The organism is Kitasatospora sp. NPDC096204 (assembly GCF_044763205.1).
In the GTDB taxonomy this organism is placed as follows: domain Bacteria; phylum Actinomycetota; class Actinomycetes; order Streptomycetales; family Streptomycetaceae; genus Kitasatospora.
The window spans coordinates 1-10496 of sequence record NZ_JBIWFT010000079.1 but is presented as its reverse complement, the minus strand read 5'-3'; the positions used below and the strand labels follow the sequence as shown (position 1 = coordinate 10496).

7 protein-coding genes are annotated in these 10496 nt (G+C 72.0%); 3 read left to right on the top strand and 4 right to left on the bottom strand.

Going from position 1 to position 10496, the window contains the following annotated elements:
• Window positions 1-218 precede the first annotated feature (218 nt).
• Window positions 219-1391, bottom strand: a complete 1173-nt coding sequence (locus ACIQ87_RS39900) for a PP2C family protein-serine/threonine phosphatase (protein WP_402417128.1) — start codon at window positions 1389-1391, stop codon at window positions 219-221.
• Between the two features lie 180 nt (window positions 1392-1571).
• Here ACIQ87_RS39900 and ACIQ87_RS39895 point away from each other — a divergent pair, with 180 nt between their 5' ends.
• Window positions 1572-1790 carry a heavy-metal-associated domain-containing protein gene (locus tag ACIQ87_RS39895; RefSeq protein WP_402417126.1) on the top strand — a complete coding sequence of 73 codons (219 nt, stop codon included), beginning with the start codon at window positions 1572-1574 and terminating at the stop codon, window positions 1788-1790.
• Window positions 1791-1855: 65 nt separating this feature from the next.
• Complete coding sequence (locus tag ACIQ87_RS39890) at window positions 1856-4120, top strand: heavy metal translocating P-type ATPase (RefSeq protein ID WP_402417124.1); 2265 nt, start codon at window positions 1856-1858, stop codon at window positions 4118-4120.
• A 77-nt stretch (window positions 4121-4197) separates the two neighbouring features.
• On the opposite strand, the gene ACIQ87_RS39885 is transcribed toward ACIQ87_RS39890, so the two are convergent.
• From ACIQ87_RS39885 to ACIQ87_RS39875, 3 genes are all read right to left on the bottom strand, one after another.
• On the bottom strand, window positions 4198-4917 hold the full coding sequence (locus tag ACIQ87_RS39885) for an SDR family NAD(P)-dependent oxidoreductase (RefSeq protein WP_402417122.1): 720 nt from the start codon (window positions 4915-4917) through the stop codon (window positions 4198-4200).
• Between the two features lie 559 nt (window positions 4918-5476).
• A complete protein-coding gene (locus tag ACIQ87_RS39880; protein ID WP_355264308.1) occupies window positions 5477-6766 on the bottom strand; it encodes a citrate synthase in 1290 nt (429 codons plus the stop codon).
• Window positions 6767-6991: 225 nt separating this feature from the next.
• Window positions 6992-9229 carry an ATP-dependent RecD-like DNA helicase gene (locus tag ACIQ87_RS39875; protein WP_402417121.1) on the bottom strand — a complete coding sequence of 746 codons (2238 nt, stop codon included), beginning with the start codon at window positions 9227-9229 and terminating at the stop codon, window positions 6992-6994.
• 181 nt (window positions 9230-9410) lie between these two features.
• On the opposite strand from ACIQ87_RS39875, the gene ACIQ87_RS39870 reads away from it, so the two are divergent.
• A complete protein-coding gene (locus ACIQ87_RS39870) occupies window positions 9411-10202 on the top strand; it encodes a VOC family protein (protein WP_402417119.1) in 792 nt (263 codons plus the stop codon).
• Window positions 10203-10496: the final 294 nt, after the last annotated feature.

The window sequence follows — 10496 nt, the reverse complement described above, 5'->3', positions numbered from 1 at the left end:
CCACGAACGGCAGCCGCCTGATAGCCACACCCAGCACCCCTGGGTGGTCCAACCCTACGAATGACCAGACCAACCCGGCTCAGAAGGTAGAGCCGCCTGAACCCCCACCCGCCGGTCCCGCTTCGCGCGGGCTCCCGGGCCCCGACAGGGGCGCGGGGCCCGCGCGAAGCGGAAGGCCGCCGCCCGCACCGCGCCCCAGCGGCCCCTTCAGCCGCCGGTCACCCGTCCGTCCGCGCGATCAGCAGCAGCAACGCGTCGTCCCGCAGCTCCCCGCCCGTGTGCGCCAGCAGGTCCGCGTACACCCGCCCCACCGCCGCCTCCAGTTCCCCCGCCGAGCGCGCGGCTCCCCGTACCAGCGGCCCGACCCGCTCCGCCAGCGGGTAGAACTCCCCGTTCGTCCGGTGCCGCGCCTCGATCACCCCGTCCGTGCAGAGCACCAGCACGTCCTCCGCGCCGAACGGCTGCCCCCAGGTCGTCGGCTCCCCCGCCGCCAGCCGGCCGAGCCCCAGCGGCACCCAGGGGTCGGGCGCGTGCAGCACATGCGCCCGCCCGTCGCCGTCCACCCGGATCGGCGGCACGTGCCCGTACTGCAGCAGCTCCATCTCCCCCGGCGTCCGGAACTCCGCGAACAGCGCCGTGGTGAACTCCCCGTCCGGCACGTGCCGTTCGACGCTGGCCTCGATCCGCGCGGCGACGCCGCGCAGCCCGGCCTCGTCGTACGCCGCCTCGCGGAACGCGCCCAGCACCACGGCCGCGGTCTGCACCGCCGCCAGCCCCTTGCCGCGGACGTCCCCGACCGCGACCCGGGTGCCGTGCGGTGTTTCCAGCACCGAGTACAGGTCCCCGCCGATCCGTGAGGCGTCCGCCGCCGACACGTACCGCACCGCGAGCCGCAGCGGTCCGACGGCCGGCCCCGGCAGCTGCAGCAGCGCCCGCTGGGCGGCCTCGGCGACGGAGCTGACGGCCGCGAAGGCCGCCGCCCGCCGCATCCGGATCTTGGCGACCCAGGCCGAGAACAGCGTCAGCACGACGTAGCTGACCATCGCCCCGTACAGGAAGCGGGCGTCGTTGATGTTGTCGACCTCGTCGTGGTGACTGAGTCCGAACACCGTGACCAGCCCGAGGAAGCAGACCAGGAGCAGTTCGCCGGGTTTCAGGGTCAGCGCCGCCACGGTCGGCACCACGGTCATCAGCGGGGCGAGGTAGCGGTCCTTGCCGGAGAGGAAGTCCGCGAGCCCGACCAGCAGGACGGCGACCAGTGCCGGGGTGGCACGACGCCAGAACGGCACGTCCTGGAGGTCGGCGGCGAGCAGGGCGCCGCGCTGCCGGTCCGGCGGCAGTCCGGCTGCCGTGGGAGCCGAGGGAGACTGGGCGCGGCGGAGCGGAAACACATACCGAACATAAGGGACGATCACGGACGAGGCCCCACCGGCCCGTCCCCCGCGCCGCCGGACGTCCCCACCCCACCCCGCCCAGGGATACCCTGGAGGGGTATGGTGGCAGTAGCAGAGTCGTTGTCGGCGCCGCATCCCGGGCAGCACCCGGGCCGCCCTGTCCTCCCGGAGGCCTCCATGTCCAGCACCATCACCTACACCGTGTCCGGCATGAGCTGCGGCCACTGTGAGAAGGCGATCAGCGAGGAGGTCTCCGCCCTGGCCGGGGTCACCGGGGTCGCCGCCGACTCCACGGCCGGAACCGTGACGATCTCCTCCGCCGCCCCGTTGGACGACGAGCAGGTGCGCGCCGCGATCGACGAGGCCGGCTACGAGCTGGTCGGCCGCAGCGCCTGAACCACCCGGCCCGGCGGGGGCGTCGAACCGCCCCCGCCCTCCGCCCGACCAAGGAGCTGATCCGCATGAGCACGTCCGCCCCGGACCTCGGGGCACGGGACCGGGTCGAGCTGTCGATCGGCGGGATGACCTGTGCCTCCTGCGCGGCCCGGATCGAGAAGAAGCTCAACCGGATGGACGGCGTCGAGGCCACCGTCAACTTCGCCACCGAGAAGGCCCGGGTCGACTTCGGCCCCGGCACCACGGTCGAGGAGCTGATCGCCACCGTCGAGCGCACCGGCTACACCGCCGAACTCCCCCCGCCCCCGGCCCCGGCCGCCCCCGAACCCGGACCCGGACCCGAGCCCGAGCCCGAGCCCGCCGACCCTCTGCGCGACCGGCTGCTGATCAGCGCCGTCCTCAGCCTCCCGGTCGTCCTGCTGTCGATGGTCCCGGCCCTCCAGTTCACCGACTGGCAGTGGCTGGCCTTCGCCCTCACCGGCCCGGTCGTGGTCTACGGCGGCCTGCCCTTCCACCGCGCCGCCTGGACCAACCTGCGGCACGGCGCCGCCACCATGGACACCCTGGTCTCGCTCGGCACCCTGGCCGCCTTCGGCTGGTCCTGCTGGGCGCTGTTCTGGGGCCACGCCGGACGACCCGGGATGCGCCACGAGTTCTCGCCGTCCGTCGGCGACACCGACCCCTCCTCCTCGCTCTACCTGGAGACCGCCGCCGCCGTCACCGTGCTGATCCTGCTCGGCCGCTGGCTGGAGGCCCGTTCCAAGCGCCGGGCCGGCGCCGCCCTGCGCGCCCTGCTCGACCTCGGCGCCAAGGACGTCGCGGTGCTCCGGGACGGGCGGGAGGTACGGCTGCCGGTGGACCGGCTGACGGTCGGCACCCGCTTCGTGGTCCGCCCCGGCGAGAAGATCGCCACCGACGGCACGGTGGTCGAGGGCGCCTCGGCGGTGGACGCCTCGATGCTGACCGGCGAGTCCGTCCCGGTCGAGGTCACCGTCGGCGACGCCGTCACCGGCGCCACCGTCAACGCGGGCGGCCGACTGGTGGTCGAGGCCACCCGGGTCGGCGCGGACACCCGGCTGGCCCGGATGGCCAAGCTGGTCGAGGAGGCCCAGAACGGCAAGGCCGCCGCCCAGCGGCTGGCCGACCGGATCTCCGCCGTCTTCGTCCCGGTCGTCATCCTGATCGCCCTGGCCACCCTGGTGGTCTGGCTGCTGGCCACCGACAGTCCCACGGAGGCCTTCACCGCGGCCGTGGCCGTCCTGATCATCGCCTGCCCGTGCGCCCTGGGCCTGGCCACCCCGACCGCGCTGATGGTCGGCACCGGCCGCGGCGCCCAGCTCGGCATCCTGATCAAGGGCCCCGAGGTGCTGGAGACCACCCGCACCGTGGACACCGTCATCCTGGACAAGACCGGCACCGTCACCACCGGCCGGATGGCCCTGGTCGCCGTGCACACCGCCGAGGGCGTGGACGGGGCCGAGGCGCTGCGCCTGGCCGGCGCCGTCGAGCACGCCTCCGAGCACCCGATCGCCCGGGCGGTCGCCGAGGCCGCTGCCGAAGCCGGCGAACTGCCCGCCGTCGCGGACTTCCGCAACGTGCCCGGACGGGGCGTGGAGGGGGTCGTGGCGGGCCGCACGGTCGTCGCCGGGCGCGAGGCCCTGCTGGCCGACCGCGCACTGCACCTGCCGCCCTCCCTGGCCCGTGCCAAGGCCGCCGCCGAGGCGGCCGGCCGCACCGTGATCGCGGTCGGCTGGGACGGCGAGGCCCGGGCCGTGCTGGAGGTCGCCGACGCGGTCAAGCCGACCAGCGCCGAGGCCGTCGGCAGGCTGCGCGCACTGGGCCTGACCCCGGTGCTGCTCACCGGCGACAACCGGGCGGTGGCCGGGGCCGTGGCGGCCGAGGTCGGCATCCCGCCGGAGCACGTGATCGCCGAGGTGCTCCCCGAGGAGAAGGTCGCCACCGTCAAACGGCTGCAGGCCGAGGGCAGGGTCGTGGCGATGGTCGGCGACGGCGTCAACGACGCCGCCGCGCTCGCCCAGGCCGACCTGGGCCTGGCGATGGGCACCGGCACCGACGCCGCCATCGAGGCCGGCGACCTCACCCTGGTCCGCGGCGACCTCCGCTCGGCGGCCGACGCCATCCGGCTCTCCCGCCGCACCCTGGCCACCATCAAGGGCAACCTGTTCTGGGCCTTCGGCTACAACGTGGCGGCGATCCCGCTGGCCGCGGCCGGCCTGCTCAGCCCGGTGATCGCCGGGGCCGCGATGGCCTTCTCCTCGGTCTTCGTGGTCACCAACAGCCTGCGGCTGCGCCGCTTCCGGCCCGCCTGAGCCCGGACACCCCGCCGCACGCGCGAGGGCCCCGGACCGACACCGGTCCGGGGCCCTCGGGTCTGTCCGGGCTCGTCTCAACGCCCCAGCAGCTCGCCGCCGTTGCAGTGCAGGATCTCGCCGGTGATGAACCCGGCCTCGGACGAGGCCAGGAAGTGCACCGCCGCCGCGACCTCACCGGTCTCGCCGATCCGGCCGAGCAGGGTGCGGGCGGCCCGACGGGAGACCTCGGCCTCGTCCAGCCGCGGCCCGAAGAACTCGGTGCCCGCGACGGTGCCCGGCGCGACGATGTTGGCGGTGATGCCCGACGTGCCCAACTGGGCGGCCAGGAAGTGGTTCCAGGCGTGCAGCGAGGCCTTCGCCGCGCCGTACGAGCCGGCCCCGCGCAGGGCGGCGATGGAGCTGATGGTGACCACCCGGCCGGAGCCCGGGGTGAGCCGGTCGCGGACCGACTCGGTGAGCAGCACCACGGTGAGCACGTTGCGCTCGAAGTCGCCGCGCCAGCGCGCCAGCAGGGCGTGCGGGCCGCCACCGACCACGGTCTCCCGGCTGCCGGCGTTGTTGATCAGGACGTCGATCCGCTCGGGCAGATCGGCGAGCGCGGCCTCGACGGCGTCCGGGTCGGCGAGGTCGCACACCAGCGGGGTGACGTTCGGCCCGAGGTCGGCCGCGGCCTTCTCCAGGACCTCCCGGCGGCGGCCCACGATCACCACGCGGTCACCGGCCTCGACGAACCGACGCGCGACTTCGTAACCGATTCCCGTGCCACCGCCGGTGACGACGACGTTCCTGGCCATCTGCCCACTCCCTCCCCAGTTCCGCCGTCGCGTGGCGAATGGCGCGACGGTCCGTACCGGAATGCCACGATTCCTATCACGCTCGGTTGCCGTGACTGCGGGGAGGGTGACGTCCCGCCCGTGTGAACGTGTGATATGGGCGAGGTACGACGCGCACACGGAGCGTGGCGAGAGGCAGCTCACACCCCCCGGGCGTAACTTCTCGCACCCTGATACGTCTTAGGTTGGTAGTGCGGCAGTTTTCCGATGGGCGGGGACACGTTGAACGGCATCGTGTCCCCGCGCTTCCAGCGGGTTGTCGCCGACGGGGCTCCGGCGGGCCCCGGGAACGGTCGTCGGCTCTCGACGGCCTTCGCGCACGACGCCGGGGTTCTGGCGGGCCTGGGACGCTTTGAGCGGCCGTCCCTGGCTGCGGCCGGCCCCGGAGTCGTGCGCCGTACGGTTCCGTCCCCGCGCGGGCCCTCGGGCGCGCCACCGGGACGCGAAGGGGCCCGACCGCTCAGACAGCGGCCGGGCCCCTTTCAGCTTCCGCGCGGGCCGGTGGTCGGCTCCGCTCCGGTCAGCGGGCGTCCAGCGGGACGTAGTCGCGGATCGCGGTGCCGGTGTAGATCTGGCGCGGGCGGCCGATCCGGCTGGTCGGGTCGTTGATCATCTCGTGCCAGTGGGCGATCCAGCCCGGCAGCCGGCCGAGCGCGAACAGCACGGTGAACATGCTGGTCGGGAAGCCCATGGCGCGGTAGATCAGACCCGTGTAGAAGTCCACGTTCGGGTACAGCTTGCGCGAGATGAAGAAGTCGTCCTTGAGGGCGTGCTCCTCCAGCTTGAGCGCGATGTCCAGCAGCTCGTCGTTCTTGCCGAGCTGGCCGAGGACCTCGTGCGCGAGCAGCTTGACCTGGGCGGCGCGCGGGTCGAAGGCCTTGTAGACCCGGTGGCCGAAGCCCATCAGCTTGACGCCGGCTTCCTTGTTCTTCACCTTCGTGATGAAGGCGTCGACGTCGCCGCCGTCCTTCTGGATGCTCTCCAGCATCTCCAGCACGGCCTGGTTGGCGCCGCCGTGCAGCGGGCCCCACAGGGCCGAGATGCCGGCCGAGATCGAGGCGAACAGGTTGGCGTGGCTGGAGCCGACCAGGCGCACGGTGGAGGTCGAGCAGTTCTGCTCGTGGTCCGCGTGCAGGATGAGCAGCTTGTCCAGCGCGTTGACGACGACCGGGTTGAGCTCGTAGTCCTCGGCGGGGACGGCGAAGGTCATCCGCAGGAAGTTCTCGACGTAGCTCAGGTCGTTGCGCGGGTAGACGAAGGGCTGGCCCATCGCCTTCTTGTACGCGTACGCGGCGATCGTCGGCAGCTTGGCGAGCAGGCGCACGGTCGACAGGTGGCGCTGGGCCGCGTCGAACGGGTTGTGGCTCTCCGGGTAGAACGTGGACAGCGCGCCGACCACCGAGGACAGCATGGCCATCGGGTGGGCGTCCCGCGGGAAGCCCTGGAAGAAGCGCTTGACGTCCTCGTGCAGCAGGGTGTGCTGGGTGATCTCGCGGTTGAACTCCGCCAGCTGGTCCGCGTTCGGCAGCTCACCGTTGATCAGGAGGTACGCGGTCTCGATGAAGCCGCCATCGGAGGCGAGCTGCTCGATCGGGTAGCCGCGGTACCGCAGGATGCCGTTGTCGCCGTCCACGAAGGTGATCGCGGACTTGTACGCGGCGGTGTTACCGAAGCCGTTGTCCAGGGTGACCAGGCCGGTCTGCGGGAGCAGCTTCGAGATGTCGAAGCCGGAGTTGCCCGCAGTGCTCTCGACGACGGGGTACTCGTACTCGCCGTCCTGGTACCGCAGTACTACCGAGTTGTCGCTCACGTCTTCCTCACCGACGAAATGAATCCTCTTCCAAGGTGCCCTGACTGTCTCTACCATCCCCCATCCGGAGGACAGTCGCGCACCCGGGGTGGCCCGAAAGGGCCCGCCCCTACAAAACCTGCCGCCGCAGCCGGTACGAACCGGACAAGATCGGCACCACCCTAGGCTCTGCCGTAAATCTCTTCACGTCAAGAGAACATTAGAGGCAACCATCCCGTTGGATAATCATCCAGTTGACAGTCGATGATCGAGCGCCGTGTGCCTCCGACCTGCGCTGACGGCCCGAACGGCCTGTCCGATCGCCTTGCGTGACCCCACCAGCACCACCAGTTTCCTCGCCCTGGTCACAGCCGTGTAGAGCAGGTTCCGCTGGAGCATCGTCCAAGCGGACATGGTGACCGGAATCACCACGACCGGGTACTCGCTGCCCTGCGAGCGGTGGATCGTCACCGCGTACGCGTGGGCGAGCTCGTCCAGTTCGTCGAACTCGTACACCACCTCCTCGTCCTCGTCGGTGAGCACCGTCAACCGCTGGTCGTCCACGCTGAGGGCGGTCACCACTCCCACTGTGCCGTTGAAGACGCCGTTCCGCCCCTTGTCGTAGTTGTTGCGGATCTGGGTGACCTTGTCCCCCACCCTGAACGTGCGGCCGCCGAAGCGACGCTCGGCCAGCCCCTCCCTGGCCGGCGTCACCGCCGCCTGGAGCAGGGTGTTCAGGTTCCCCGCGCCGGCCGGACCGCGGTGCATCGGCGCCAGCACCTGCACGTCCCGGCGCGGGTCGAAGCCGAACTTCTGCGGGATCCGGCGCGCCACCACGTCCACCGTCAGCCCGGCCGCCCGCTCCGCGTCGTCCTCGGCGAACAGGAAGAAGTCCGCCAGTCCGTCCGTCAGCGGCGGCCTGCCCTCGTTGATCCGGTGCGCGTTGGTCACCACGCCGGACTGCTGCGCCTGCCGGAAGATCCTGGTCAGGCGCACCGACGGGATCGGCCCGCCCTCGGCCAGCAGGTCCCGCAGCACCTCCCCGGCACCCACCGAGGGCAGCTGGTCCACGTCCCCCACGAACAGCAGGTGAGCCCCCGGCGGCACCGCCTTGACCAGCTTGTTCGCCAGGATCAGGTCCAGCATCGAGGCCTCGTCGACCACCACCAGGTCCGCGTCCAGCGGCCGGTCCCGGTCGTACGCGGCGTCCCCGCCCGGCTTCAGCTCCAACAGCCGGTGCACCGTCGAGGCCTCCACCCCGGTCAGCTCCGCCAGCCGCTTCGCCGCCCGGCCGGTCGGCGCCGCCAGCACCACCTTGGCGCGCTTCGCCAGCGCCAGCGTCACGATCGACTTCACCGTGAACGACTTCCCGCAGCCCGGACCGCCCGTCAGCACCGCGACCCGCTCCGTCAACGCCAGCCGCACCGACTGCTCCTGCTCCGGCGCCAGCTCCGCCCCGGTGCGCTTCGCCAGCCAGTCCAGCGCCACCGGCCAGTCCACGTTCCCGAACCACGGCATCCGGTCCTCGTCCGAACGCAGCAGCCGCAGCAACTGGTTGGTGAGCGAGATCTCCGCCCGGTGGAACGGCACCAGGTACACCGCGGTGACCGGCTCGCCGCCCTCCCCCGGGACCGCCTCGCGCACCACCCCCTCGGCCGCCACCAGCTCCGCCAGGCAGTCGATCACCAGCCCGACGTCCACCTGGAGCAGCTTCACGCCGTCCGCGATCAGCCGCTCCTCCGGCAGGAAGCAGTGCCCCTGGTCGGTGCTCTGCGACAGCGCGTACTGCAGGCCGGCCTTCACCCGCTCCGGGCTGTCGTGCGGGATGCCCACCGCCTGCGCGATCCGGTCCGCCGTCAGAAAGCCGATGCCCCAGACGTCCGAGGCCAGCCGGTACGGCTCGTTCTTCACCACACCGATCGAGCCGTCGCCGTACTGCTTGTAGATTCGCACAGCCAGCGAGGTGGACACCCCGACCCCCTGCAGGAAGACCATCACCTCCTTGATGGCCTTCTGCTCCTCCCAGGCCGCCGCGATCTTCTTCGTCCGCTTCGGCCCCAGCCCCGGCACCTCGATCAGCCGGCCCGGCTCGTTCTCGATCACCTCCAGGGTGTCCACCCCGAACCGCTCCACGATCCGCTCGGCGAACCGCGGCCCGATCCCCCTGATCAGCCCCGAGCCCAGGTACCGCTGGATCCCCTGGACGGTCGCGGGCAGCACCGTGGTGTAGTTCTCCACCGTGAACTGCCGCCCGTACTGCGGGTGCGATCCCCACCGCCCGTGCAGCCGCAGCGACTCGCCGACCTGCGCCCCCAGCAGCGCGCCCACCACCGTCAGCAGGTCGTTGCCGCCCCGGCCGGTGTCCACCCGGGCCACCGTGTAGCCGGTCTCCTCGTTGGCGTAGGTGATCCGCTCCAGCACGCCCTCGACCTGCGCGAGCTGGCGCGGCACCTGCTGCCCGGACTGCGACGCCTGCTTGCTCACCGGACCCCCTTCGACCGGTACGGGTGGATCATTCCGCTACGCACCGTACCGCCCTGCCCTGACAACCCCGGAACCCTTGCTGCCGTGCAGCGCCCCGGCCGAGGTGCCAAGGTGGGAGGAACCGAGGGGGACCGCCGTCGACCGCGCCCGCCCGGGCCCCGTCCGAGGGAGCAGTGCCGCCATGCTCAACACCGACTTCCGCCCCGGTTCCCCGGACTGGCTCGACCTGAGCAGTCCCGACACCCGGGCGTCCGTCGACTTCTACACCGCGCTGTTCGGATGGACCTTCGACTCGGCCGGCCCCGAGACCGGCGGCTACGGCTTCTTCCAACTCGACGGCCGGACCGTGGCCGCCCTCGGCCCGGTCGCCGAGGACGGCGCCACTCCCGGCTGGACGATCTACTTCGCCACCGAGGACGCCGACCGCACCACCGCCCTGGTCGAACAGTCCGGCGGCCGCGTCCGGTTCGCCCCCTTCGACGTCTTCAGCGCGGGCCGGATGGCCGGCTACACCGACCCGACCGGCGCGGACTTCGCGGTCTGGCAGCCGCACGACACCCGCGGCCTGGACCTCGTCACCGAGGAGGGCAGTCTCTGCTGGGCCGAGTGCTACAGCGTCGACGCCGAACGCGCCAAGTCCTTCTACCGGACCGTCTTCGAGTGGCAGGAGCAGGACGTCCCGCTCGGCGAGGTGATGTACACCGTCCTCACCCCGCCCGGCGGCGGCACGGACGACGCCCACGGCGGCATCATGCAGCTCGGCCCCGAGCACACCGCGCGCGGCACCACCTCGCACTGGCTCCCCTACTTCGAGGTCCCCAACACCGACGCCAGTCTCGCCATCGCCGCCACCCTCGGCGCGACCGTACGGATCCCGGCCATGGACGTGCACGGCGTCGGCCGGCTGGCCCAGCTGGTCGACCCCCACGGAGCCGTCTTCGCCGTCATCACCAGCGCCAAGCCCGGCGACTGACGCCAATGGGGTCCCACGACCCTTCAGACGGGCCGTAAAGGGGTGCTACGGGCGTAGACAAGGCCGGGCGGGGCACGTAGTGCCTCCGGTGGCCTGATCGCGGCTGACGCGGCCGTCTGGCGAATCGCTCGAATCCGCCGGTCCTGTCAGGTCCCTCGAATCCATTGGGCCCGTCGAGTCCGTCGAGTCCGGCTTCCCGGGAAATGCGAAAAGCCCCTGATCCGAATGGATCAGGGGCTTTCCAGAAGAATTGTTCGGCGGCGTCCTACTCTCCCACAGGGTCCCCCCTGCAGT

What these genes read in the sequence shown, in the direction of transcription:
- ACIQ87_RS39895 (WP_402417126.1), top strand. Translation starts at nt 1,572, where the DNA reads ATGTCCAGCACCATCACCTACACCGTGTCCGGCATGAGCTGCGGCCAC.
- ACIQ87_RS39870 (WP_402417119.1), top strand. Translation starts at nt 9,411, where the DNA reads ATGCTCAACACCGACTTCCGCCCCGGTTCCCCGGACTGGCTCGACCTG.
- ACIQ87_RS39885 (WP_402417122.1), bottom strand. Translation starts at nt 4,917, where the DNA reads ATGGCCAGGAACGTCGTCGTCACCGGCGGTGGCACGGGAATCGGTTAC.
- ACIQ87_RS39890 (WP_402417124.1), top strand. Translation starts at nt 1,856, where the DNA reads ATGAGCACGTCCGCCCCGGACCTCGGGGCACGGGACCGGGTCGAGCTG.